Annotated in this window: 19 protein-coding genes and 1 pseudogene; 13 read left to right on the top strand and 7 right to left on the bottom strand. The window is 60.3% G+C overall.

All coding sequences use genetic code 11. The features are described from left to right. Positions 1-25: 25 nt before the first annotated feature. Positions 26-1,303, bottom strand: coding sequence for a maltoporin (locus HDE75_RS14835; protein ID WP_183676953.1), 1,278 nt, complete (start codon positions 1,301-1,303; stop codon positions 26-28). A 313-nt stretch (positions 1,304-1,616) separates the two neighbouring features. On the opposite strand from HDE75_RS14835, the gene HDE75_RS14830 reads away from it, so the two are divergent. The 8 genes from HDE75_RS14830 (at position 1,617) to HDE75_RS14795 (ending at position 11,354) form a co-directional block, all read left to right on the top strand. Further along, on the top strand, positions 1,617-2,927 hold the full coding sequence (locus tag HDE75_RS14830; protein ID WP_183676954.1) for an ABC transporter substrate-binding protein: 1,311 nt from the start codon (positions 1,617-1,619) through the stop codon (positions 2,925-2,927). A 110-nt stretch (positions 2,928-3,037) separates the two neighbouring features. Further along, entirely contained in the window at positions 3,038-3,898 is an 861-nt protein-coding gene (locus HDE75_RS14825) for a carbohydrate ABC transporter permease (protein WP_183676955.1), read from the top strand. 10 nt (positions 3,899-3,908) lie between these two features. Continuing rightward, positions 3,909-4,727, top strand: a complete 819-nt coding sequence (locus tag HDE75_RS14820; protein ID WP_183676956.1) for a carbohydrate ABC transporter permease — start codon at positions 3,909-3,911, stop codon at positions 4,725-4,727. A gap of 23 nt (positions 4,728-4,750) precedes the next feature. Then, entirely contained in the window at positions 4,751-5,788 is a 1,038-nt protein-coding gene (locus tag HDE75_RS14815; protein ID WP_183676957.1) for an ABC transporter ATP-binding protein, read from the top strand. 11 nt (positions 5,789-5,799) lie between these two features. After that, positions 5,800-7,275 carry a mannitol dehydrogenase family protein gene (locus tag HDE75_RS14810; protein WP_183676958.1) on the top strand — a complete coding sequence of 492 codons (1,476 nt, stop codon included), beginning with the start codon at positions 5,800-5,802 and terminating at the stop codon, positions 7,273-7,275. 13 nt (positions 7,276-7,288) lie between these two features. Continuing rightward, positions 7,289-8,206 (top strand): helix-turn-helix domain-containing protein, encoded by a 918-nt coding sequence (locus HDE75_RS14805; protein ID WP_183676959.1) that lies wholly within the window; start codon positions 7,289-7,291, stop codon positions 8,204-8,206. Positions 8,207-8,273: 67 nt separating this feature from the next. Further along, positions 8,274-9,227 carry a helix-turn-helix domain-containing protein gene (locus HDE75_RS14800; protein ID WP_221291863.1) on the top strand — a complete coding sequence of 318 codons (954 nt, stop codon included), beginning with the start codon at positions 8,274-8,276 and terminating at the stop codon, positions 9,225-9,227. A 75-nt stretch (positions 9,228-9,302) separates the two neighbouring features. Next, on the top strand, positions 9,303-11,354 hold the full coding sequence (locus HDE75_RS14795) for an esterase-like activity of phytase family protein (RefSeq protein ID WP_183676961.1): 2,052 nt from the start codon (positions 9,303-9,305) through the stop codon (positions 11,352-11,354). A gap of 17 nt (positions 11,355-11,371) precedes the next feature. On the opposite strand, the gene HDE75_RS14790 is transcribed toward HDE75_RS14795, so the two are convergent. Both HDE75_RS14790 and HDE75_RS14785 read right to left on the bottom strand, forming a co-directional pair. Further along, the gene (locus tag HDE75_RS14790) at positions 11,372-11,836 is read right to left on the bottom strand and encodes a DMT family transporter (RefSeq protein ID WP_183676962.1); all 465 of its coding nucleotides are present in this window, start codon (positions 11,834-11,836) and stop codon (positions 11,372-11,374) included. Between the two features lie 10 nt (positions 11,837-11,846). Then, positions 11,847-13,286, bottom strand: coding sequence for an amidohydrolase family protein (locus HDE75_RS14785; protein WP_183676963.1), 1,440 nt, complete (start codon positions 13,284-13,286; stop codon positions 11,847-11,849). 128 nt (positions 13,287-13,414) lie between these two features. Between HDE75_RS14785 and HDE75_RS14780 the strand changes: the two genes are divergently transcribed. After that, the gene (locus tag HDE75_RS14780) at positions 13,415-14,317 is read left to right on the top strand and encodes a LysR family transcriptional regulator (RefSeq protein WP_183676964.1); all 903 of its coding nucleotides are present in this window, start codon (positions 13,415-13,417) and stop codon (positions 14,315-14,317) included. A 52-nt stretch (positions 14,318-14,369) separates the two neighbouring features. On the opposite strand, the gene HDE75_RS14775 is transcribed toward HDE75_RS14780, so the two are convergent. Next, positions 14,370-16,454, bottom strand: coding sequence for a S9 family peptidase (locus tag HDE75_RS14775; protein ID WP_183676965.1), 2,085 nt, complete (start codon positions 16,452-16,454; stop codon positions 14,370-14,372). Positions 16,455-16,667: 213 nt separating this feature from the next. Here HDE75_RS14775 and HDE75_RS14770 point away from each other — a divergent pair, with 213 nt between their 5' ends. Next, the gene (locus HDE75_RS14770; RefSeq protein ID WP_183676966.1) at positions 16,668-17,252 is read left to right on the top strand and encodes a hypothetical protein; all 585 of its coding nucleotides are present in this window, start codon (positions 16,668-16,670) and stop codon (positions 17,250-17,252) included. A gap of 165 nt (positions 17,253-17,417) precedes the next feature. Beyond that, entirely contained in the window at positions 17,418-19,019 is a 1,602-nt protein-coding gene (locus tag HDE75_RS14765; RefSeq protein ID WP_183676967.1) for a methyl-accepting chemotaxis protein, read from the top strand. Positions 19,020-19,194: 175 nt separating this feature from the next. Here the strand turns inward: HDE75_RS14765 and HDE75_RS14760 are convergent, their stop codons facing one another. Both HDE75_RS14760 and HDE75_RS14755 read right to left on the bottom strand, forming a co-directional pair. After that, positions 19,195-19,650, bottom strand: a complete 456-nt coding sequence (locus HDE75_RS14760; RefSeq protein ID WP_183676968.1) for a hypothetical protein — start codon at positions 19,648-19,650, stop codon at positions 19,195-19,197. A gap of 36 nt (positions 19,651-19,686) precedes the next feature. Next, complete coding sequence (locus HDE75_RS14755) at positions 19,687-21,153, bottom strand: tyrosinase family protein (RefSeq protein WP_183676969.1); 1,467 nt, start codon at positions 21,151-21,153, stop codon at positions 19,687-19,689. Between the two features lie 412 nt (positions 21,154-21,565). On the opposite strand from HDE75_RS14755, the pseudogene HDE75_RS26800 reads away from it, so the two are divergent. Further along, positions 21,566-21,745: pseudogene (locus tag HDE75_RS26800) on the top strand (IS5/IS1182 family transposase); the annotation flags it as partial. A gap of 80 nt (positions 21,746-21,825) precedes the next feature. On the opposite strand, the gene HDE75_RS14745 reads toward HDE75_RS26800, so the two are convergent. Further along, positions 21,826-22,608: a 3-hydroxybutyrate dehydrogenase gene (locus HDE75_RS14745; protein WP_183676971.1), complete on the bottom strand. Its 783-nt coding sequence runs from the start codon at positions 22,606-22,608 to the stop codon at positions 21,826-21,828. 384 nt (positions 22,609-22,992) lie between these two features. Between HDE75_RS14745 and HDE75_RS14740 the strand changes: the two genes are divergently transcribed. Then, complete coding sequence (locus HDE75_RS14740) at positions 22,993-25,260, top strand: TonB-dependent hemoglobin/transferrin/lactoferrin family receptor (RefSeq protein WP_183676972.1); 2,268 nt, start codon at positions 22,993-22,995, stop codon at positions 25,258-25,260. Positions 25,261-25,419 lie beyond the last annotated feature (159 nt).

Below are 25,419 nucleotides of genomic sequence, written 5' to 3'. Positions count from 1 at the left end.
TTTTAGCCACAAGTAAAGACTGGGCTTAGAACCAGGTTTCGACCTGGAAGCCGTACGAGGTGCCGCTGGTATTGTTGTTGTACACCGGGCCCGAATTATTGGCTGCGTTGACCGAGGCGGTCGCTGCATCGTTCCATTTGCCATAGGTGACAAAGGCGCGCAATTCAGGACGCGACCACAGGCCAGGACCGGCCGAGATGGTCGGTGCAAAAGTGATTTTGGTCAGGCGCTTGGCTGGCAAGCCGTTCGGCTGGGTGACGCGGTCCGTACCCAGTTCGGCGACCAGCTTGAAGTTGTTGGTCAGCGCGTACACCGGGCGCACACCGACCGTGGTCCAGGTCGAGGAACCGGTGGCGTTCGATTCATCTTTTTGCCACAGGGCCACGAATTCCATACCGAAGTGATCCAGTGGCTGGATCGCCATGTCATTGAAGACACGCGTACGTTTGACGTCCGAGCCGAACGAGGTGCTGCCCGACGCGCCCATCTGGCCGTTGCCGGCGCCACCGACACCAGGACCGACGCCGTATTGCACGCCGAAGGTGTTGCCGCCACCGAACACTTTCGATTGACGGTGGAAAGCCGACACTTGCCAGCCATTATGTTTTGGGCCGAAAGCGTCGTTATCCTTGCCTTGGCCAACGATGTAGCTTGCCGCCAGGTCCAGCGTGCCGTTCTGGTTCACGGGAATTTCGCCGTAGATGAAGTTCTGGCGCACGGCCGACTGGGTGCTGACCACTTTGGTGACCGGGTCGGTGACGGTGATGTCGTTATCCTTGAAGAAGGCATACGAGAATTTACCCGGGCCGACGTTGCCGATGCGGTCCAGACCGGCACCGGTGCCGTTCATGTTGATGTACTGCATGTCCAGCATGTGGATGTCAGGACGGTAGTAGAAACGCTTGCCGACCCAGGCCGTACCGCCAGCCAGGAAGTCCAGGCCTTGCGCTTCGACATAGGCCTTGACGATGCCGACCTTGCGGTCGCCGAAGTCGGACGTTGGTGCAAAAGCGTTGACCCACAAGGTGGCCATGTAGGTGACGTCGCCGGATTTGGCGATGGCCTTGGTGTAACCGAATTCCGTGTAGGCATCGCACTCATTGCCGAGGCGATATTTCATAGTATTGCCGCCCAGGCCGTAGCAGCTTTGTGGGCCGCCGCCGTCAGCGGTCGTGCTGCCGGCACCCGCGCGCAGGTAGCCGTGGAAACCTTCTGCGTCGCTTGGGTACATGGGGTCGGCGCTGGCTGTGCCAAAAACGAGGACGAGTGCGGTCAGCAAGGATGTCTTGACAGGGTGTTTCATATTGTCTCCAGGAGTGTTGGTATCGATGTCCTGGCCGGAAAGATTTCCTGGCGCCAGAACGTGCAGTCTTATGCCGCACAGCGAGTCTAGCAGCGGTTTTTTTGACTACATGATACGAAACCAGCAAGTATTGATACTTTCTTCCAAGCTGTTGTTTTTGCTGAATATCGATACTCTGGTTCACCGCAGTGCTGCAAAAGAGTATCGATTTGCGGTTTTGGAGTATCAGAAAGTATCAGGATCCAGTGATACATTGTGATCGTGGTGCTAAGTATCCGGCATTGCCTACGACAAAAAACACTGGAGACACACAATGAAACGTTCCGCCATTGCCGCGCTGTGCGCCGGCGCTTTCTGCTTGACCTCTTCCGCCTTTGCCGCCACCGATCTGGTGATTGCGACCGTCAACAACGGTCATATGATCGAAATGCAAAAGCTCAGCAAATTCTTCGAACAAGCCAATCCCGATATCAAGCTCAAGTGGGTTACCCTGGAGGAGGGCGTGCTGCGCCAGCGCATGACCACCGACATCGCCACCAAGGGAGGCCAGTTCGACGTGATGACCATCGGCCTGTATGAAACCCCGATCTGGGGCAAGAAAAACTGGCTGATCCCGATCAAACCCGACGCCAAGTACGAGATCGATGACTTGCTGCCATCGATACGCGAAGGCTTGTCCGGCGACGGCAAGCTGTACGCGTCGCCGTTTTATGGCGAAAGCTCGATGATCATGTACCGCAGCGACCTGGTGAAAAAAGCCGGCATGACGATCGAAGACCGTCCGACCTGGAATCACTTGCGCGACGTGGCCGCCAAGATCCACGATCCAGCCAATGGCGTGTACGGCATCTGCCTGCGCGGCAAGCCGGGCTGGGGCGACAATATGGCGCTGATCACCACCATGGCCAACTCGTTTGGCGGCCAGCTGTTCGACATGCAATGGAAACCGCAATTCACCAGCAAGCCGTGGAAAGACGCGGTCAATATGTATGTTGACCTGATGAAAAAATACGGCCCGCCAGGCGCCGCCGCCAACAGCTTCAATGAAAACCTGGCGCTGTTCAACCAGGGCAAATGCGGCATCTGGATCGACGCGACGATTGCCGCCTCTTTCATTACCGACCCAAAACAGAGCAAGGTCGCCGACAAGGTTGCCTTCGCGCAATCGCCGGTGGGGACCACGGAGCGTGGCGCCAACTGGCTGTGGATCTGGTCGCTGGCGATTCCATCGAGCTCCAAGCACCCGAACGAAGCGCAGCGTTTCATTAACTGGGCTACTTCGCCCGATTATGTGAAACTGGTCGCCAAGGAAACCGGCTGGGCCAACGTGCCGACCGGCACGCGCAAGTCCACCTACGCCAGCCCTGAATTCCAGAAAGTGGCGAAATTTGCCGCCGCCGAAGGCAAGGCCCTGGCCACCACCCGCAACGTGCAAAGCACTCTGCTGCCGTCGCCCTACGTGGGCGTGCAATTCGCCTCGATTCCTGAATTCCAGGTGATCGGCGTAGCGGCCGGCCAGCAAATGGCGGCCGCCCTGCTGGGCAAGGTCACCGTCGACCAGGCGCTGGAATTGTCGCAGCAGACGGCGGATCGTGAAATGCGCAAAGGTGGGTATTACAAGTAGGTCTGCTGCATAGTTTGCTTATCCCAATAGCGTAAAGCCGGGGTCAGACCCGACGGGTCTGACCCCAGATTTCTGCTGGCGATTGTTGTCCCTTGCCCCAAGAGAATCCTATGAAACGCTTTATCCCCCGGACTTTGCTGACGCCGGCTGTGGTCGCCGTCTCCGTCATTTCCGTCGTGCCCCTGCTGATCACGCTGTTTTACTCGTTTGTGCGTTACAGCATGCTCGACCCGAGCGGCCATCCTTTCCATGGCTTGACCAATTTCCACTATTTCTTTACCGATGCCTCGTTCTTGCCGGCATTGCAGAATACGTTCACCCTGCTGTTTTCCGTGATGCTGATCACGGTGGTGTTTGGCGCTGCGCTGGGTTTGCTGATCAATGAAGCGTTTCCCGGCCGCGCCATCGTGCGCGTGCTGCTGATCTCGCCGTTTCTCGTCATGCCCGCCGTCAATGCGCTGATGTGGAAGAACATGTTGCTCAACCCCATCTACGGCCTGTTTGCGCAGATCAGCATTTTCTTTGGCGCCACGCCCGTGGACTGGCTGTCGGCCCACCCCCTGTTTTCCATCATCATGATGGTGTCGTGGCAATGGCTGCCGTTCGCCTGCCTGATCTTCATGACGGCCCTGCAATCGATGGACCGCGAACAGCTGGAAGCGGCCCGCATGGATGGCGCCAATTACTTGCAGCAGTTGCGCTACCTCTACATTCCCCATCTGGGACGCGCCATGTCCGTGGTGCTGATGATCGAGATGATTTTCCTGCTGTCCATTTTCGCGGAAATCTTTACCACCACCGGTGGCGGCCCTGGTTTCGACACGACCACGATCACTTTCATGATTTACCAGCAGGCACTGTTGTCCTACGACATAGGAGCGGCTTCGGCCGGCGCACTGTTCGCCGTGCTCATTGCCAACATCGCCGCCTTCTTCCTGATGCGCGTCATCGGCAAGAACCTGTCGAAATAAGGAGACCACGATGCATACCAAATTTACCCTCTACGGCCGCACGTTCGCCGCCTGGCTGTTCGCGCTGCTGCTGTTCTTCCCCATCCTCTGGCTGGGCATGATGGCGTTCAAGACGGAAGGGCAGGCCATTTCCACGCCGCCATTGTTCTTCTTCACGCCGACGCTGGACAGCTTCCGTGAAGTGTTGGCGCGGGACAATTATTTTGCCTATGCCTGGAACTCGCTGTTTACCAGCGTGCTGTCGACGGCCATCGGCTTGCTGATCGCCATCCCGGCCGCTTATTCGATGGCCTTCTTTCCTACCCGCGGCACCATCGGCTTGCTGAAATTCATGCTCAGCTCACGCTACATGCCCGGCGTGGGCGCGCTGATGCCGATTTACATCTGCTACCAGTACTTCGGCATGCTCGACACGCGCATCGGCCTGACCATCATGTTCATGCTGATGAATCTGCCCATCATGATCTGGCTGCTCTACACCAGCATGAAAGAGCTGCCGCGCGAAATACTCGAAGCCTCGCGCATGGACGGCGCCACTGTCTGGGATGAATTCCGCCACGTGGTCTTGCCGCTGTCGGTGGGCGGCATCGCCTCCACTGCGCTGGTGTGCATGGTGTGGTCGTGGAATGAATCGTTCTGGTCGCTGAACCTGGGCGCCTCGAACGCGGGCACCCTGGCCTGGCTGATCGCCTCCTACTCCAGCCCCGAAGGCTTGTTCTGGGCCAAATTGTCGGCCGCCTCGCTGATGGCGATCGCGCCGATCATGGCGCTGGGCTGGTTCTGCCAGAAACAGCTCGTACAAGGAATGACCTTCGGCGCAGTCAAATAATCACACAGAATAGAGACATCATCATGGCTTACCTTCAACTGAGCAATATCGAAAAATTCTTTGGCGAGCACCGCGCCATCAAGGGCATCGACCTGGAAATCAAACAGGGCGAGTTCGTCGTCTTCGTGGGCCCGTCAGGCTGCGGCAAGTCCACCTTGCTGCGCCTGATCGCGGGCCTGGAACCGATCGATGGTGGCAAGCTGTCGCTCGACGGGCGCGACATCACCAGCCTGCCATCGTCCAAGCGCGACCTGGCGATGGTGTTCCAGTCGTATGCGCTGTATCCGCACATGTCGGTGTTCCAGAACATGTCGTTTGCCCTGAAACTGGCCGGCGTGGACCCCAAGATCATCCGCGAAAAAGTCGACAAGGCGGCCGCCATCCTCGACCTGGGTAAATACCTGGAACGCACGCCGAAAGAGCTGTCGGGCGGCCAGCGCCAGCGCGTGGCGATCGGCCGCGCCATCGTGCGCGACCCGAAAGTATTCCTGTTCGATGAACCGCTGTCGAATCTGGATGCAGCCCTGCGCGTGCAGACGCGTATCGAGATCGCCAAGCTGCACCGCGAACTGGGCGCCACCACCATCTACGTCACCCACGACCAGGTTGAAGCGATGACCCTGGCCGACCGCGTGGTGGTGCTGCGCGATGGCCAGATCGAACAGCATGGCTCGCCCCTGGAATTGTATGACCGTCCGGCCAATCGCTTTGTGGCGCAATTCATCGGCACGCCGAGCATGAACGTGGTGCCTGCCGACGCCGTGCCGCAGTTGCTGGCGCAGTCGGGCGGCAAGGGCCAGGCCGATGGCTTTATCGGCATCCGCCCGGAACACGTTTACCTGGGTGCACAGCAGCAGGGCAGCGTGCCCGTCACGGTTGAACTGGTCGAGTCGCTGGGCGTGGAAACCTTGACCTATGTGCGCCTGCAGAACAATGTGCAAGTGGTGTCGCGCGCCGCCGAACGCAGCAGCCTGCATCCGGGCCAGCAGACGCATCTGACCTTTGAGCCAGGCTTTACCCATTATTTTGACCGCGCCGGCAAGACCTGCGCAGCGGTATAAGGAGTTTTTTCATGACAGCACTGCATTTGAATCAAGCCAATCTGGCGCAACTGCCTACCGCGGTGAGCGGTCCCGCGTATGGACGCGACACCCTGGTGCCCAGCATCGTGCATATCGGCGTTGGTGGTTTTTACCGCGCCCACCAGGCCGTCTATCTTGACGATTTGCTGGCCTTGCCGGGCCATGCGCAATGGGGTTATTGCGGCGTGGGCCTGCTGCCGTCCGACGCAGCCATGCGCGACGCCATGCAGTCGCAGGACGGTTTATACACGGTGGTCGAGCGCAGCGCAGCCGGTGACGTGGCGCGCGTGATCGGCTGCGTGGGTGAGTATCTGTACGCACCCGACGATCCTGCCGCCGTGCTGGAAAAACTGGCTGCCCCCGCCACCCGCATCGTCTCGCTGACGATCACCGAGGGCGGCTATTATGTGAACCAGGGCACGGGCGAGTTTGATGCCTCGCATCCTGACATCGTGTATGAACTGGCTCACCCGCAGGCGCCGCGCTGCTCGTTCGGCTACTTGCTGGCTGCGCTATCGCTGCGCCGCCAGCGCGGATTGGCGCCCTTTACCATCCTGTCATGCGATAACCTGCAGCACAATGGCGATGTGACGCGCACCATGCTGCTGGCCTTTGCCGCCTTGCGCGACGCGGAACTGGCGCAGTGGCTGGCCACGCATTGCAGCTTCCCCAACAGCATGGTCGACCGCATCACGCCGGCCACCACCGATGAACACCGGGCCTTGGTGCACGACAGCTTCGGCATCAACGACGCCTGGCCCGTGGTGTGCGAACCGTTCCGCCAATGGGTGATCGAAGACGCCTTCCCGCATGGCCGCCCGGCCTGGGAACTAGTCGGCGCGCAGATGACGCACGACGTGCTGCCGTATGAAAAAATGAAGCTGCGCCTGCTCAACGCCAGCCATCAGGCCCTGTGCTATATCGGCATGCTGCTGGGGTACACCTATGCGCATGAAGCGATGAATGACGCCGGCATCCGCGCGCTGGTGCGCCGCATGATGGACGATGAAGTCACGCCTCTGCTCGATACGGTGCAAGGCGTGGATCTGGAACAGTACAAGGCCACCTTGATCGAGCGCTTCTCGAATCCTGCCGTGCGCGACCAGCTGGCGCGCATCGGCACCGAAGGCTCGGCGCGCATCCCCAAATTCGTGCTGCCGTCCGTGCGCGAAGCGCTGGCGCAGGGACGCGCCATCAAGCTGCTGGGCTTTACGGTCGCTTGCTGGTTCCGCTATCTGGAAGGCCACGACGAGCAGGGCAATGCGCTGCCGCTCAACGATCCGTATGCCGAGCGTTTGCGCGCGCTGGCGCTGCAGGGCGGGGTAGATGCAGGACCGCTGCTGTCGCTGCATGAATTGTTTGGTGAACTGGGCGAGTCGCCCGTGTTTGTTGCAGCGGTGACGCAGGCGCTGGCCAGCCTGTATGGCCAGGGTGCGCGCGCTGCGCTTGAACACATCGTGCAATAAAGAGGAGGGCGTCATGTCTCGCAAAGCGACCCACTCGCCGCCGCAGATGGAGCATGAACAGCAGCGTGACGCCACGCCCGGCTTCGAGCCGAAAGGCAGTTTCGGCTTTATCCGCTATCTGGAGCACGGCTTTCCGAACCCGCTGGTGCGCTGGCATTATCACGACGAGTACGAGCTGCACCTGATCCTGGAAACCAGTGGCAAGGTCTTCGTGGGCGACTATATCGGCCAGTTTACGCCGGGCCACCTGGTGCTGACTGGCCCCAGGGTACCGCATAACTGGGTCTCGCTCGACACGCCGCCCGAAGGCGTGGCCCTGCGCGACATGGTGATCCAGTTCGCCCACCCGCCGCTGGCGGCGATGGCGACCTCGATTCCGGAATTGAAAACCGTGTTTCCGCTGCTGCAGCGGGCCTTGCACGGCATCGAATTCTTTGGCGTCAGCGAGCAGGCGCTGCGGCGTTTCCAGCGCATCCGCGACATCAGCGGCCTGCCGCGCTTTATCGAGTTTTTGAGCCTGCTCGAAGAACTGGCGCAGACCAGCGATTACCAGCTGCTGTCGACCGTGCCGATGCAGTCCAGCGACGATGACGTGGCCTTGGCGCGCATCAGTTCAGCCATCAACTACATCGTGCACAATTACAGCAGCCAGTTTTCACTCAAGCAGCTGGCCGAGCAGGTCGACATGCCGGAGCGGACCTTTTCCCGCTTCTTTCGCAGCGCTACCGGCAACAGCTTTACCGATTTCGTCAATCGCCTGCGCATCAACAAGGCTTGCCAGCTGCTGATGGAAACGGAGCGCTACGTCAGCAATATCTGCTACGAGGCAGGTTTCAACAATGTGGCCAATTTCAACCGGCGCTTCCTGGAACTGAAGGGCATGACGCCGAAGGAATTCCGCCAGCAGGCGTCGGGGCGCTATGGCGAATGAGGCACTGCTGCCGCTGCCCCCATTTTGAGGTAGCATGGGCAGACAGGCAGGGGACAGGATAATCATCATGACGAGCATGGAACAGACATGGCTGGTGCACAGGGACGGCGAGCGCAAGCCGCCGGAACTGGAGCGTGAAAGCTACGACGGCATCATCAATTACCTGGAGCACGGCTACCCGAGTGCGCGCGTGCGCTGGCACTGCCACGAGGAATATGAACTGCACCTGATTGTCGCCACCAGCGGGCGCTTGTTCGTGGGCGACTATATCGGCGAATTTTCACCGGGCCACCTGGTGCTGACGGGGCCGCGCTTGCCGCATAACTGGATATCGAACGTGGTGCCGGAAGGCGGCGTGGCCCTGCGCGACATGATCGTGCAGTTTGCCCATGCGCCGCTGGCGGGCGCCGCGCGCTGCATTCCCGAGCTGCGTGAAATCCTGCCGCTGCTGGAGCGTTCCAGCTATGGCGTGGAGTTTTTCGACATGGGCGCCGAAGCCGAGCAGCATTTGCAACGCATCCGCGCCACCCACGGCGCCGAGCGTTTTGCCGAGTTCGTGCAATTCATGGGCAAGCTGGCGCGCACGGCCAATTACCGCTTGCTGTCGAGCGCTTCGATGCGTTCCTACGATGATGACGCTACTTTAGCCAAGGTCAATTCCGTGCTCAACTACATCACGGAAAACTACCGCGAGCCGATATCGGCGGAAATGCTGGCCGAGCAGGTGGGCATGTCGCTCAGTAAATTCTCGCGTTTCTTCCGCAAGGCCACCGGCAACAGCTTTACCGACTTTATCAGCCGTCTGCGCATCAATAAGGCTTGCCAGCTGCTGATGGACACCGACCAGTATGTGGTCAACGTCTGCTACGACGTGGGTTTCCAGAATGTGGCCAATTTTAATCGCCGCTTCCTGCAGGTGAAGGGCGTGACGCCGAAAGAATTCCGCCGCCAGGCCGATGGCCGTTTCGGCGGCATCGGCGGCCCGCCCGATGCACTGGCTGCAGGACAGGCAGTGGCATAGTCACTGTCTTTTTGTCATCTGCTTGTCACTTTGTTACGGTAGGCTTGCCGCTTCGATTCCTATACCGAGGCCCGCATGCACGCTGTCACCACACCCCATTTGAAATTGAGCTTGCTGGCCCTGGCGGCCGGCCTGTGCCTGGCTGCCTGTGGCGGCAGCGACAGCACGCCGGAGCCGGCCAAGCCGGTGGCGTTGTCCGGCGTTTTCCTCGATGGCGCGGTGGAGGGCCTTGAGTATGTGGCGGGCAGCGCGGCCAAGGCCAGCACCGGCGGCAAGGGGGAATTCACGTGCAACCCTGGCGATACGGTGAGCTTCAGCGTGGGTGGCCTCGCGCTGGGCAGCACCTTGTGCAATACCGTCGTGACGCCGCTGGCGCTGGCCGCCAGTACCAGCGTGCAGGATGAAAAAGTCATCAACCGCCTGATGGCGCTGCAATTACTGGACGAGGACAGCGATCCATCGAACGGCATCAAGCTGACAAGCGAGGTGAAGACCGCGCTGGCCGGCAAGACGCTCGACTTTTCTGCCGCGCCAGCCGCCTTCAACACGGCCCTGGCCGCGCACCTGGCTAGCCTGGGCGGAAAATTCGCCGGCCGCAGCGTCGATATGGACCGCCGCGCGCTGGTGCGCGAACATTTCGAAGATACGCTGGCGTCCAAGGCCGGCGCGCCTGTCAATGAAACGCTGACGCAGGTCCATCCTGTCGGTGAAGTGAAAGTCACCGTGACGCGCTACCAGATCCAGGCGGCGACCAGTTTTTATGTGCCGTATGAAGGCACGAATGCGAAGATCAAGGGCGAATTCCCGAATGGATTCTTGCCATCCTACGGTTCCGGCCTGGCTTTCAAGGGCACGAATACGAATGGCGACCTGGAATTTTATGGCTTGACGGACCGCGGCCCGAACGGCGATGGTCCGCTGGTGCCTGATCCGGCCGGCAAGGGCACGATAGGCAGCAAGATATTCCCTTCACCCAGTTTCACGCCCGCGTTTGGCATTATCACGCTGGGCAAGAACGGCGCTGTGCTATCAAGCAGCACGCCGATCAAGGTCAGCGGCACCGTCAACAGCTCGGGGTTGCCCGTGCCGGTCGGCGCGGTCGGCAATTCGGCTGAAATTCCCGTGATGGACGCCATGAAGTTCGACCCGGCCAGCAAGGCCGTTTTCAATACCGGCGGCCTCGATACGGAAGCCATCGTCCTCGACAAGAAGCGCAATGCGCTGTGGGTCTCCGACGAATATGGCCCCTTCATCGTCAAGCTCGATCCAGTCACGGGCGTCATCCAGGCCAAGTACGAACCAGGCAAGGGCTTGCCCGCGCTGTTCGCCAAGCGCCGCGCCAACCGCGGCATGGAAGGCCTGACCCTCGATGCCAGTAACGACAAGCTGTACGCCTTTTTGCAAAGCCCCCTGAGCGATGGCACGGCCATGTATAGCGTCACGAAAAAGGCGGAGCAGGTCGAGCGCTTTGCCGGCTTCACGCGCTGGATCGAATTCGACCCTGTGACGGGCACCAGCGGCAAGATGTATGCTTATCCAATCAATGCGGCCGATTATCAGGATGGCCGCACGGGCAACGCCAAGCTGGGCGACATGGTGGCGCTGGGTGGCGGCAAGTTCCTTGTCATCGAACAGGGCGCCGCGCCATCGGGCAAGGTATTTAATAAACTGATGCTGGTGGACCTGAACGCGGCCACCGACATTTCTGCAGCGGCGTACAACGCGGCGACGTCGGACCTGGAAAAAAGCAGCATGGGCGGCGTGGCCGTCAACGGCGCCGACTGGTCGACCGTCAAGCCGATCAGGAAAACGCTGTTATTGGACTTGAACGCCATCGGCTGGGCGGCAGAAAAAGCGGAAGGCCTGACCCTGGTCGACGGCTCCACCATCGCGCTGGCCAATGACAACGACTTCGGCTTGAAGACCAAGGTCTTCGACGCTGCCGGCCTGGAAGTGGCAGATGCCGACGTCACCAAGTGCACGGTCGATGCGAATGGCGTCATCATCACCAGCAGTGCTGCCGGCTGCAACGCCGCCAACAGCATCCGCGTGGCGCGTGGCGACGACCGCGAACGTCCAAGCCGGCTATGGATCGTCAAGTTCGCCAAGGCCCTTAACACGTATTGATTACGCACGACAGCTTGTCAGGCAGCCGTGAGCCGGTCGCTGAACAAGGTCAAGAGCACGCCGCCCAGCATCACGGCGGCGCCTGTCATTTTCAGCCAGGAGACCTGGCGCACGGCCACGCCCAGCAAGCCGAAATGGTCGATGGCCAGCGATGATAGCAACTGACCGGCGATCACCAGGGCCAGCAGGGCGCCCAGGCCGATGCGCGGCGCCAGCATGACCGTGCAAAAGATGGCGCCCGCACCCAGCAAACCTCCCGTCAGGCGCCACCAGGGCTGGGCGGGCAGGGCAGCCAGCGAGGGCAGCAGGCCGCCGCGCCCTATGGCGATCACGGCTAGCAGCACGCTGCCGCTCAAAAAGGAAAACAGAGCGGCGGCAATGGTGTTGTGGCCGATGGCGCCCGCCAACTGGCCATTGATGGCGGCCTGGCAGGAAATCGCGGCGCCGGCGCAAAAGGCGATCATGAAAAGCAGTGTGGACATGGCGCGCCCCTCAAGCCAGTGCAGTGAAAGACTCGGCGAACATGTCGGGCACATAGCCGGCAGCGGCAAACAAATGGCTGCGCGATTCTTCGGTGGCTGCCTTTAACGCCGCGACGTCCAGTCCCAGCAGCTTGCCACCCTGTTTGCGGATGCGCCCGCCGATGATGACGGTATCGATATTGCCCCGCTCGGCCGCGTGCACCACCGTGCCCAGCGCATTGTTCGACGGGTACAGATTGATATCGTCGGCGCGCAGCATGACGATGTCGGCCTGCTTGCCGATGGACAGGCTGCCCACCTGGCCGGCCAGTCCCGCGCAGGCGGCGCCGTCGATGGTGGCCGCTTCGAGCAGGCTGCGTAGCATGACGGGTTCGGGAACAGGCGCATGGTCGCCGTCGTGCTGGCAGTGGCCGCTGTGCTGGTGGTGGCGGTGCGCCTGGGTGGTGGCGCGCTGCAGGTAAAAAGCCACGCGCATTTCCATGAACAGGTCGCCGCTATAGGAGCTTTCATTGTCCACGCTCAGGCCCGGTTTCATGCCGTGGCCGATGGCATCCTGGTAGGAGCACATGCCGTCTTCCAGCGCGTAATGCGTATCCGAGCGGGGGCAGACGTTGATGTTGACGCCAGCTTCGCGCAAGATGGCCCAGGCTTCTGCGGGCAGGGCGGTGCAATGGTTGAAGATGTTATCGGGGCCCAGCAAGCCGTCCTGGTGCAGCGCCGCCAGTTCGCCCGCCATTTCCTTGCCAAAGAATTCGGTCACGATGCGCAGGCCCAGCGCGCGGGCGGCGGCCCAGGTGTCGCGGTCGATCTGCGACATCATCGCCAGCGACAGCAGTTGTTCCGGCTCTTTGAAATATTTGTCTTGCAGGCGCGCCAGGTCTTGCGGCCAGGCTGCCTGGTCCCAGTCGCCGGTCAGTGGCGCGCCGGGTGCGTGCACGGCACGGATGCCGGCGTCGCGTAAGGCTTCGATTGCGGCATCGGAATGGGCGCCGCTGCGCGCATTGTGCGAATTGTCGACCATCGTGGTGATGCCCGCGTCGATGCAGCCCAGGGCCGTGAGCAGGTTACCCACATACATATCTTGCGGCCGGTAGTATTTGGCGAACGAGAAATGGGTGGCGTTGCAATAATCTTCCAGCGTGGCCGAATTCGGGTTGATGCGGCGCAGCTGGCCTTCCCAGGCATGGCGGTGCGTATCGACCATGCCGGGCATGATGATCATGTTGCTGGCGTCGATGATTTGTGCATCCGGTACATCGAGGTGCGCGGCGATGGCGGCGATGCGCGCGCCGTCGATCAGCAGGTCGCCTTGCGCCAGGTTGCCGATGGCAGGGTCCATACTGATGATGGTGCCGCCCTTGAGCAGCAAGCGGCCGGTGACGGCGGGCAAGGCGCCGGCAATGGCGCTGGCGTGGGTGGAGTGTGGCGTGGAGCTTGGCTTGGTTTGCATGGCGGTTCTCGCATCGGATAGGGATGCAGGGATTGTGGGCGCCAAAGTCTCTGTCAACAATATCCTATAATTGACATGGGTTTTGAAGCTGGGAATACATAATCGGCTTGTTTTACTGAGGAGGCGCCATGCGCGGCAGCGAATTTAGCGAGTTGAAGGCCTTTGCCGCCGTGGCCGAACTGGGTACGTTTGCGCGCGCCTCTGAGCTGCTGGCCGTCTCCCCATCGGCCCTGAGCCAGACCATACGCCGGCTGGAAGAGCGGCTCGGCGTGCGCCTGTTGAACCGCACCACGCGCAGCGTAACGCAGACCGAAGCGGGCGCCCGTTTGTACAGCCGCCTGGCGCCCCTGTTCGTGGAACTGGACGCTGCCATCGAGCAGGTCAACGATTTTCGCGCCAAGCCAGCGGGTACGGTGCGCATCTGCGCGCCGCAAATGGCCATTTTGCACATCATCCAGCCCATGCTGGCCGACTTCCAGGCCGCTTATCCCGATATCGTGCTTGACCTGAGCAGCGACGACAGCGTGGGCGATATCTTTGCCCATGGCTTTGACGCCGGCATCCGCCTGGGTAAGTTCATCGACCAGGACATGATTGCCGTGGCGCTGGGGCCGGAGCTGCGCCAGGTGGCCGTCGCCTCGCCCGCCTATGTGCGGGCGCATGGCGCGCCATCGACGCCGGAAGAACTGGTCCAGCACCGCTGCATCAACTGGCGCCGTCCGGGCTTGGCTTCCTTGTATCACTGGGAATTCGCCAGGGATGGCGAGCGTTTCGAGCTGGCCGTGAAAGGCTCGCTGATCGTCAACGATTGCGCCGTCGCCCTGCAGGCGGCTGTCGATGGCCTGGGCATCACCGTCTGGACCGAACAATGGATGCAGGCTGAATTGCAGTCGGGGCGATTGCAGACCTTGCTGGACGACTGGTCGCCGCCGTCCGCAGGCTTTTATCTGTACCACCCCAGCCGCCGCCAGACGCCGGCCACCTTGCGCGCCTTTATCGACTTTGCCCGCGCCAGGCTGGTCCAGGCGTAAAAAAACCGCACGGCGCGAGCAGTGCGGTTTTTGTTTTCAAGCGGGGACTACATTATTTCTTGATGTAGGTGTCCAGCCAGTTCAACACCGTGTGATGCCACAGCAGCGAGTTGGCCGGTTTCAGTACCCAGTGGTTTTCGTCCGGGAACACCAGCAGCTTGCTCGGGATGCCCTGGCGCTGCAGCGCCGTGAACGTGCCCAGGCCTTGCGTGGTCGGGATGCGGAAGTCGAGGTCTCCCTGCACCACCAGCATCGGCGTTTTCCAGTTTTTGACGTAGTTCACGGGATTGAATTTCTCGTGCTTGTCGGCGGCGTTGAAGTAGGGGCCGCCGTTTTCCCACTCGTTGAACCACAGTTCTTCGGTCGAGTAGTACATGGCGCGGTTGTCGAATACGCCGTCGTGGTTGACCAGGCACTTGAAGCCATCCGGCCAGTTACCGGCGATCCAGTTCATCATGTAGCCGCCATACGAAGCGCCCAGGGCGCAGCTGCGTTCGCGGTCCAGCCAAGGGAATTTCTGTACGGCTGCCGCCAGGCCTTTTTGCAGGTCGATCAAAGGTTTGCCACCCCAGTCGCCGCTGATCGAATCGGTGAACTTCTGGCCATAGCCGGTCGAACCGTGGAAGTCGATGAAGACGGTGGCGTAGCCGGCGCCTGCATACACTTGCGGATTCCAGCGGTAGCTCCAGCTGTTGCCGAAGCTGCCTTGCGGGCCGCCGTGTACCAAAAAGGCGATCGGGTATTTTTCACCGGCCTTGGCGTTCCATGGCTTCATCACGTGGCCGTAGACGGTTTCTCCATCGGCGCCGGCGAACGAGAACTGCTCGTACTCGCCAAAGCGCACGTCAGCCAATGCTGCCGCATTCTGCTTGGTCAGCTGCACCATTGGCGCGGTGTCGGTCTTTGCATCGAGCTTGCGCGAGTACAGCTGCGCGCCGCCAGCCAGGCTGGCGTGGGTCAGCACGATGGTATTGCCGCGCACGTCGAATTCGCCGACGGCGCCCTTGCCCGTCAGGGCGGCAACCTTGCCGTTGGCGGCGTCGATATGGAACAGGCGGTGCTGGCCGATATCATCGGCGGCGACCAGGAAGCCCTTGCCGTCCGGCGTCCAGCGGAAGTCGGCGACCGAACGGTCCCAGTCGTCAGCCAGGGTACGTTTCTTGCCGGTGGCGACATCCATCAGCACCAGGTGGAAACGGTCTGCTTCAAAGCCTGGCTTGGTCATGGCCACGTAGGCCAGCGTGCGGCCGTCTGGCGAATAGGTGGCGCGCGCGTCCCAGGCCGGATTTTCAGGCGTCAGGTTGCGGGGCGCCTGGCCGCCGATGGCAGGCACGGTGTAGACGTCGAAGTTGGTCGACCACGATTCGGTGCGGCCAGCCACGCGGACCGAGAAGGCGACTGTCTTGCCGTCCGGGCTGAAATGGTATTCGCCATTGTCGCCGAATGGTTTCGATGGCGTGTCGCCATCCAGCGTGCCGCTCAGGCTGACCGGCGTGGCGCTGACGCGGCCAGAAGTGTCGATAGGCGCCGAGTACAGCACATTGCGGCGGCCATCGGCCCAGGTATCCCAGTGGCGCACGAACAGCTGGTCGTAGACCATGCCGCTAGCCTTGTTCTTCGTCTTGTCATCGAGGCGCTTTTTGGTGCAGGCGATGTCGGCGCAATCGAGGAAGACGCCCATACTGAAGGCCAGGCGGTCGCCCTGTGGCGACAGGCGGAAGGTGTCCACGTCCAGCGGCAGGTCGGTCACTTTCGACGCTTCGCCGCCGTTCAAGGGCAGTTGCCATACTTGCGAGGAGCCGGAGCGGCCGGACAGGAAGTAGATCACGTCGCCGTTGGGCGACCATTCAGGATCGCTGGCGCTGGCTTCGCCGCGCGTCAGCTGGCGTGGCGCCGCGTTCGGCGCGCGCAAGTCGATCAGCCACAACTGCGTGTTGCCGCGATTCTTGTCCAGGTTGGTGCTGCGCACCGTGTAGACCACGCGCGTGGCGTCCGGCGACAGGACCGGATGACCGACCCGTTCCATGGCGACCATGTCTTCGACGGTGAAACCGCGTGGCGCGGCCAGCGCCGGGACGGCGGCCGTGGTGGCCATGGCGGCACTGAATGCTCCCAAGAGCAGCAGACGTAAACTCATTCGAACTCCCGTTTTTATTACGACGTTATTAATTTGATATAGACGTAACCGGCTGTACCGCCGGCAGGCCAGTATCATAGCAATAAAGCGCCGGCCCCAGCGGCTTTTAGCGCCAGGGCTGCTTGCCAACAGGATGGACGTGTTGCGCTATTGGAAACCCTGCTTTTGTGAAAAGTGCTAGAGTGCGCTTCTTTTTTCTGCCGAGTTTCTTCCATGCGCCTGACCACCATCGCCCTGACCGCTACGACCCTGTTTGCTAGCTTGTCCCTCCACGCTGCTCCCATGCCCACGCAAGAGCAAATCAACGCTGCCGTGCAGGCCGGGGTAGCGAAGCAAAAATCGTCCGTGCCGATTCCTGTCAAGGTCACCAGCCTGCTGGGTTGCCAGCAGGCGCAAGAGCCTGAGTTCAAGGATCAGGTCGTCTGCCTGGTGGGCATGAGTGCTGGCATGCGTGATGGCTTTACGGTCTTGCCGCTGCGCCAGGAGGGCGATAGCTGGGTCGGCGTCGAGCGCAAGCACGCCAAATTTGCCGGGCCGGCGCCAGCCGAAGCGCAAGCGCTGATACGTGCCTGGGCGAAACAGGAAGTGGCCAACAATCCCGAGTTGGCCAAGGATCAGCAGATGCAGGAAGCGCAGACCACCATGCAGGTCAAGGCCATCAATGACTGCGATGTGAATCGCAAGACGGGTTATCTTGAGTGCGCCACCGTGCTGAGCGTGCCTGGCCGTCCCGACGATATCCAGACCGAGCTGAAGTTTGCCTTGGAGAAGGCTGGCTGGCGTTATGTACCTCGCTGAAGTACCTCGTTGAATACGGCTTAAAAAGCCGCAATGAGAAATTGCTCTCAGATTAACAATTCAATATTAGAATGAATGGTTCATTGCACACGACAGGCTGGCGCCTTGCCAGTGCGTGGTGTGCCCCTTCACCGCCGGTGCACGGGCGACAGCCGAGGAATGACCATGCGTCTCAATCTTCCCGTCAGCGATACCGAGATCAATCTGAGCGATACCGAGACCATCGTCTCGACTACCGACTTGCAAGGCAATATCACCTACGCCAACCCTTATTTCATCGCCGTCAGCGGCTATAGCGCCGAAGAATTGATAGGCGCGCCGCAAAATATACTGCGCCATCCCGACATGCCGGTCGAAGCGTTTGCCGATTTCTGGGCCACCATCCGCTCGGGCCGTTCCTGGAGCGGCATGGTCAAGAACCGCTGCAAGAATGGCGATTATTACTGGGTGCTGGCCAACGTCACGCCGGTGGTCGAGGATGGCGTAGCGGTCGGCTATATGTCCGTGCGCACCAAGCCGAGCCGCCAGCATGTGGTCCAGGCGGCAGCCCTGTATGCGCGCATCAAGGCGGGGCAGGCGCATGGTGTCGTCATCCGCCAGGGAGCGGCCATGCGCACGGGCCCGCTGGCCAAGCTGCTGCGTTTGCGCGACATGGCGCTGGCCAAACGCATAGCTTGGAATCTGGGTTTCCTGGGCCTGGTGCTGTTGCTGCAACTGGCCTGGAATGCTGGCTTGCTGCCAGCTGCAGCTTCAGGCTGGGTCACGGGTCTGTCCTTGCTGGCGCTGCTGGTACTGGCAGGCTTTTGGCATGCGCTGCACAGCAATGTGCTGCGGCCCTTGCGCCAGGCGCGCAAGGCCTGCGACGTGATGGCGGGCGGCGACCTGACGCAGGAAGTGGGCACCGAGCGGCGCGACGAGATGGGCCAGTTGCTGCGCTCCTTGCGGCAATTGCGCGTGAACCTGCACTCCATCGTCGGCGATGTGCGCGGTAACTTCCTGCAAATCAGCGTGGCCAGCCGTGAAATCGCGGCCGGCAATATGGATTTGTCGGGCCGCACGGAAGCGCAGGCCTCGGCCTTGCAGCAGACGGCGTCGAGCATGGAACAACTGGCAGCCACGGTGCAGCAAAACAGCGGCAACGCCGTGCAAGCGAGCGACATGGCGGGCAAGGCCCACGGTCTGGCCGGCAAGGGGGGCGAAATCGTCGGCCAGATGGTGCATATGATGGCCGAGATTAACGCGTCTTCCAAGAAGATCGGCGATATTACGGGTATTATCGAAGGCATCGCCTTCCAGACCAATATCCTGGCCTTGAATGCGGCCGTGGAAGCGGCGCGCGCTGGCGACCAGGGACGCGGTTTTGCCGTCGTCGCAGGTGAAGTGCGCAGCCTTGCACAGCGCTGCTCGTCGGCCGCCAGCGAAATCAAGCAGCTGATCACGGCTTCTTTGGCGCAGGTCGAAGCGGGCGCACAACTGGCGGCCCAGGCGGGCGCCAGCAGCGCTGAAATGCTGGGCGCGGTGCAGGGCGTGCACGGCATCATGGCTGAAATCGCCTCCGCTTCGCGCGAGCAAAGCAATGGCATCGGCCAGGTCAACCGGGCGGTGACGCAGATGGATGAAGTGACGCAGCAGAACGCGGCGCTGGTGGAACAGTCGGCGTCCGCTTCGGCCGAACTGCAGGCGCAGACGCTGAGGCTGGAACAGGCGATGGCGCTGTTCAAGCTGGAGCGGTGCCATGATGGGCAAGCGCTCAGGGCGAGTTCTTAGGACCAGTTCAAAGTCTGCGGGGCAAGACATCGCGGCTTGCGCACATGATATCTCGGTATCGCAGCTGGCGCAGCAGGGCAACATCAACGCCAATATGCTGTTCACGTGGCGCCGCGAGTTGCATGCCGATTTATTCAAACCGGCTACGCCCGCGCTGCTGCCGGTGTCGGACGATTTATTCCACCCGCCAATCCACCACTTGAACACGGCTGGTGGGAGGCTTGCCTTGGGGGTGAGGCGGCAGCATGTGCATGAGCAGCTTGCCAGACGCACCGGGTGATGCGCAAAACCACGCCGGCAGCGAAAATACCGCTTCGTTGATCGCCGATGGCGGTGGCATCTGGTAGGGCGCGATCAAACCCAGGGTGTATTTGTTCAGTTCATCCGGCGTCGGCTTGGATGCGCCCTGTGGCAGCAACGCGACCTGCAGGATAAAAGTGTTGTTCGCTTCGGCTTTCGAGACCCGATATTTCACGCGGAGCAAGGTCGGCCGCGCGGTATCGCAACGCAACTTCGCTTCAAAGATGACTTTACTACTCACCTCCCGCGAAGTTGCGCCCACACTGAGTGAACAACCAGCAATAACGCCCCACACCAGCACTGAACCCAGTCGTTTACATGTGAAAGTCATTGCTGCCTCCATGAAAAACTATCCCATGGCTACAGATTACACGCTGATAATTTCGACGTCCTTAATCTGGAACATAGCCTTCGCACTCCCTTCGGCTTGAGGGTGTATTGATACGAACTGCAATTGTACCCGTTCATCTAACCGCCCTTGGGCCGCCTGTGCCAACAGTGGCGCGGTAATGTCCAGCACGATACTGGCCCCGTGATGGCCCGCGTGGCTCATCTGCGCCGAACCGAAGAAACTGAAGGAGCCGGCGTAATGTGGATCGTCGCTACTGGTGGCCGGCGTCAAATATGGGCAATTCACGAAGGCATTGACCACCAGTCCTTGCTGCTCACCTTCCGGCCAGCTGACCTGCTTGAGCACGGCGAGTATCCGCTTTCCCTCCGAGGCGAGGCGTTGCTCCGACCCCAGCACTGTACGAAACACCCTCGATTCCTGCAGCTCCTGCAGCAAGGACGTCACTTTCACAGGGAACGCCGTCGGCGTATTAGCCTTAACCTGGACGGCCGTATTGAGCTGCGCCAATAACTTCGGCTTGCCCTTGGCCAGTTGGGACGCCAGCACATGCTGGAAATTATTCGAGAACGGCGCCGCGCTGAGGAATTTTACCGCGCCGGAATCGATGAAGTAATCGTAGGTGTAGCCCATCGCCTCGAAATCGTGCACCTGCTTCGACGTAAACGTGACCGGTTTGCCATCGGCATCAACAAACATATTGTAGGTTGCCGGATTGTCCTGCGTGACGTTACCGGCCTTTTGCCAGCGAGCCCACATAAAGTCCACCATCGCGTGATGCATCCAGAAGATCGGGTCCAGCGGCGACAGGCCGCTGCCCATGTGGCCCGGCTTGCCAATCGGAGGAAAACCAACAATGACGTGGCCGGTGTTATGCGGTTGTCCTTCCAGCATATTGGTGAAGTTACTGAATTGCGTCTGCTTCAGGATATTCTGCAAATTCTTGCTGGTGAAAGCCCCGCCGCGAATCGGATCGGCTTGCACGCCGACGCCCCGCGCCAGAGCGCGCAGCGGCAACGAATCGACCGGTCCCCAATTCTTCCCTGTGTAAATACCTGGGTCCTTCCAGTATTCGACATTGAGTTCCTGAATATCGTAAAACGGATTGGGAATGATGCCCTGTTTTTGGCTCCAGTCCCAATAAGGTAGCGTAAAAGACGGAACTCCGATCAGCTTGGCGCAGATGCTTTCGAACATCAGCAAATAAGGCCGGTGCCAGGTGGCGAAGTTGGGTGTGCCATGCTCGCAGTAGTTCGGATGCAGTGTCGCCTGCCCCCACCAGCTGCGCAGATCAGTGCTTGGCAACGCATGCATGGCCTTGACCGCCTGAGCGTACTGCGTAAAAAACGGGTCGTTGTCAGGCAGGGACATCAGATTCCGCCGCACTTTTAGATTAACTGGAGCCGCCCACAAATTGCTGCTGCCGAGAAGAACTGGAATCGCTGCGCATTGCGCGGACAGAAAAAGGAACTGGCGCTTATTCATGTTGAGATTCTCCTTATGAGTTCGTGAAAGCATAAAAATGCGGTTGTAGGAAAAGTCTTACGCAAGTATCCCACTGAACAATAGCTGACACTCTCTCGGAAAATCACGCACTCACGTTTAAATTAAATAAACAACATCAGCGCATGCCGAATCGCTTCAAACACCGCATGCCGCAACCACAGAAGTTGCCAACGGCCGCATGGATTAACTCGCCGACCATGGAGGAGGGTTGCATGAAATAAATTATTAATAAATTAATAATTAAATAGTATGTTTCAAATTCATTGACACGCTCCGCCTGTCCAGTCTATTCACGAAACGCATAAGGTGCCAGGCAGCATAAGGCAGCCCATCGGAAGGCGCCCCCAACCTGTTTGAGCAGGCTTTTGAAAATCAGGTTTTTGGGCCGTCGGTAGAAATTGCCAAGCGATTGGAATGACATATCTTCGCGGTGATGCCACAGCGTTGGATTGTCAAGCGCTCTTTCGCCGGGCTGGAGAAATGTCGGGGGCTGCGGAAAAATTGCGAGAACAAACTGGAGACGAGCCGACAATTTTTCGTGCTCGTCTTTTTGTTACTCTTGAGACTTTGAACAGGTTCTAAGAGCAGGCGCTCCAAATGCTGGGGTACGACCCGGCGGGCCGGACCCCGGTGCTGGTTTTACTGCGGGGTTTACTGCATGAACCAGCCGTGGCTGACCACGATGGATTGGCCGCTCAGTGCCGTCGACGGGAAGGCGGCCAGGAAGACGGCCGTTTCCGCCACGTCTTGCGTGGTGGTGAATTCGCCGTCGATGGTATCTTTCAGCATCACTTTCTTGATCACGTCTTCTTCGCTGATCTTCAGTTGGGCTGCCTGCTCGGGGATTTGCTTGTCGACCAGCGGCGTGCGCACGAAGCCGGGGCAAATGACATTGGCGCGGATATGGTCTTTCGCGCCTTCCTTGGCCACCACCTTGGCCAGGCCCAGCAAGCCGTGTTTGGCCGCCACATAGGCGCTCTTGAAGGGTGAGCCTTCATGCGAGTGCACCGACCCCATGTAGATGATGGCGCCGCCGCGGCCGCCCTTGATCATTTCGCGCATGCAGGCGCGGGTGGTCAGGAAGGCGCCGTCCAGGTGAATCGCCAGCATCTTTTTCCACTGTTCGAACGGGTAGTCGACGACCGGGCTGATGATCTGGATGCCCGCGTTGCTGATCAGCACGTCGATGCCGCCGAAGTGGGCGGCGGCGTCCGCCACGCCCTGGTCGACCTGTGCTTCGCTGGTGACATCCATGGCGACGGCAAAGGCCTGTCCGCCCGATTGTTTGATTTCATCGGCGGTCTTGTTGGCCGCGTCCAGCGCCAGGTCGGCGATCACGACCTTCGCGCCCTGTTTTGCATATTCAAGAGCTATTTCCTTGCCGATACCACTGGCGGCGCCGGTAATCAGTGCGACTTTGTCTTTGAGTTGCATATTAATCCTTTGCATTGCGGGTTGAGGTCATCGTGGGAGCTTTACCTGCGCCAGTATAGCCAGAAAAGGCCGCTAGCATGGCTTGCACGCACAGGCAATCTTCGGGGTCTTGCTCTATGCCAGTTCTTTAGCGATTCCTTATAAATGATATTGCGAATCATTCTCATCTAATATATGATGTGCAACGCATTTCACCCAGGCAACTTTACCCACGGTGTCTGCACTGCGATGCCAGTGAGGCCAGTGAGCCGCCGGCACGCGTCCGCGCGGGCAGAGCACCGCCGCAACGTTGCCTTCTACGCCGCCGCCTGAATAGTGCACTGCCCGTCCTTTCCTCTGCCCAGCGTTTTCTCATCAGAAGTATGAAGACAGGCAAGGAATGCAATGAAACTCCATAAAAATATGAATTTGACGCCGCTGGCCGCCGCGCTGGCATTGATGCTGGGCACTGCGGGCGCGAATGCCTGGGCCATCGACAGCAAGGATGATGCGAGCAATGATCAGCAGATGGCGCCCATCAGCGTGTTCGGCGATGCGATCAACGCCGGTACGGCGGGCCGCTCTTATCTCAATACCGCTGACATCGAACGCCAGCAGGCCGATAACGTCGCGTCCCTGCTCGATACTTTGCCTGGCGTGGACATGTCCGGCACGGCGCGCCCCAGCGGCCAGAGCCTCAATATCTGGGGCTTCAGCAAGGTGCAAGACGTGAAAGTCATCCTCGATGGCGTGCCGAAAGGCTTCGAAAAATATCGCCAGGGCTCCATCTTCATCGAGCCGGAACTGATCAAGCAGATCGAAGTGAACAAGGGTGCGCATACCAGCTTGTATGGCAATGGCGGTTTTGGCGGCGTGATCACGGTCGAGACCAAGGATGCCAAGGACATGCTGGAGGGCGACGCCAAAGTGGGCGCCTTCGTCAAATATGCGCGCCATAGCAATAACGCGGAAAACGACGCAACCGTGGCCGTGTATGGCCGCACGGAAGATGGCCGTTTCGACGCCATGGCCTACACCACGCAGCGCAAGTCGGATGATTTGCGCAAACCCGATGGCAAGGTGTTCCGCTTTTCCGCCATCGATGCGCCATCGAGCCTGGCCAAGTTGAATGTGCGCCTGACCAGCGAACAGTTGCTGACCCTGACCGCGATGAAGAGTGGCAGCACGGGCTGGGGACCATTCGCCGCCATGGGCGAAGACGTGCCCACGCCAACCGAGGCGGAAATCACCAAGTATGGCCTGGAAGAGGCGTGGCAGCGTAAGGCCGTCTACCGCGACCAGCACGACGATACCTATTCCGTGAAATGGCAGTACGCGCCGCAGGACAATCCCTGGGTCAAGCTGACGGCCAGCGCCGGTTATTCGCACACCGACCAGCACGACACGCGTTTGCCATCGGCCTCGCAGGGTTCCTACCTGGGGTCGCTGGGCAACGAGAGCTGGGCAACGTATACCGACCGCATCGCCGAAGTGCGCAATGAAAGCGTCTTTAACACGGGCAACTGGTCGCACGTGCTGCAAACGGGTCTGCAATGGCACAAGAATGTGCGCGACACCCTGATGTACTACCCGTCGCCGACGGCGCTGAAGGACCCGACCTATAACTATGGTTACTTCCAGCCGTATTACATGCCGGCAGGACGCCAGGAAACGCAGGGTCTGTACCTGCAGGATGCGATGACCTATGGCGGGCTGACGGTGACGGCGGCGCTGCGCCATGACAGGGTCAGCACAGAAGGCGTGCCGAACAAGGCCTCGCGCTACAACAGCCCGCTGCCAGCCGCCGGCCACGATTTCAGCGAAAAAACGCATGAGGACTGGTCGCCGCGCCTGGGCCTGTTCTGGAAGGCGACCAATACACTGGCGCTGTTCGGCGACTTGAGCCGCACCTGGCGCGCGCCTACCATCGACGAGATGTATTCGAATGAATACTATGTGTCGGACAAGCTGGGTTCATCGACGCCGGGCACCAGCCGCAACCTGGCGGTGGAGCGCGTGACCGCCGTGCGTGTGGGCGCCATAGTCCATCGCCAGAACTTGTTCCTGGAACGCGACGATGCGCAAGTGCGCCTGACCGTGTATCAGAACCGGGTCAGTGACAATATCGGCCCGCGCCTGGGTGTGCTGTTCGAAGGTTATGTGCCCGGTTCGGGCAAGGTGCCGCCAGCTTTGTCCGATTATCGCAACCTGGCCGGCTACCGCACGGAAGGCGTGGAACTGGAGTCGTACTACAACACGCCGCGCCTGTACGCCAGCGCCTCCTTGTCGATGCAGTACGGCACCCGTACCGGTACCCAGCGCGATCCATGGGGTCAGGACGAACCCGTATCGACCATGGCGCCGGACAAGCTGATGACGGGCCTGGGCTGGCGCTTCCCCGAGCAGGGCGCTAGCATAGGCTGGCAAGGCCGCTTCGTCGCCAAGCAGGATCGCGTGCTGCCGAAGGGTAGCTTCTACCGACTGCCGCCATCGACCGGCTATGCTTTGCACACCCTGTTTGCTGCATGGAATGGCACGCAAGGTTTTTGGCGCGGCACGGAAGTGCGGCTGACGGTCGATAACATCTTTAACCGCGATTACAAGCCTTACCTGAGTGAAGCGGTGACGGGTGTGGGGCGTAATGCGAAGCTGAGTTTGTCGCGGAAGTTCTGATTTTTGGAGTTTTAAGAATGGCGGGCCGGAGTCGCGGGCCTGAGAAAATGCCGAGGGCGGCGTTGCAGCTCCTTGCCGTACATGCGTACTGTCTGCGTCGCTGCGCCTTGCCCTCGACATTTTTCAGGTCTGCTAGGCCCGAAAGCCTTTGCACAGGTC

This window comes from Janthinobacterium silvisoli (assembly GCF_014200725.1).
In the GTDB taxonomy this organism is placed as follows: Bacteria; Pseudomonadota; Gammaproteobacteria; order Burkholderiales; family Burkholderiaceae_D; genus Janthinobacterium.
The sequence above is the reverse complement of the archived record's forward strand: the minus strand, read 5'-3'. Positions and strand labels throughout refer to the sequence as shown.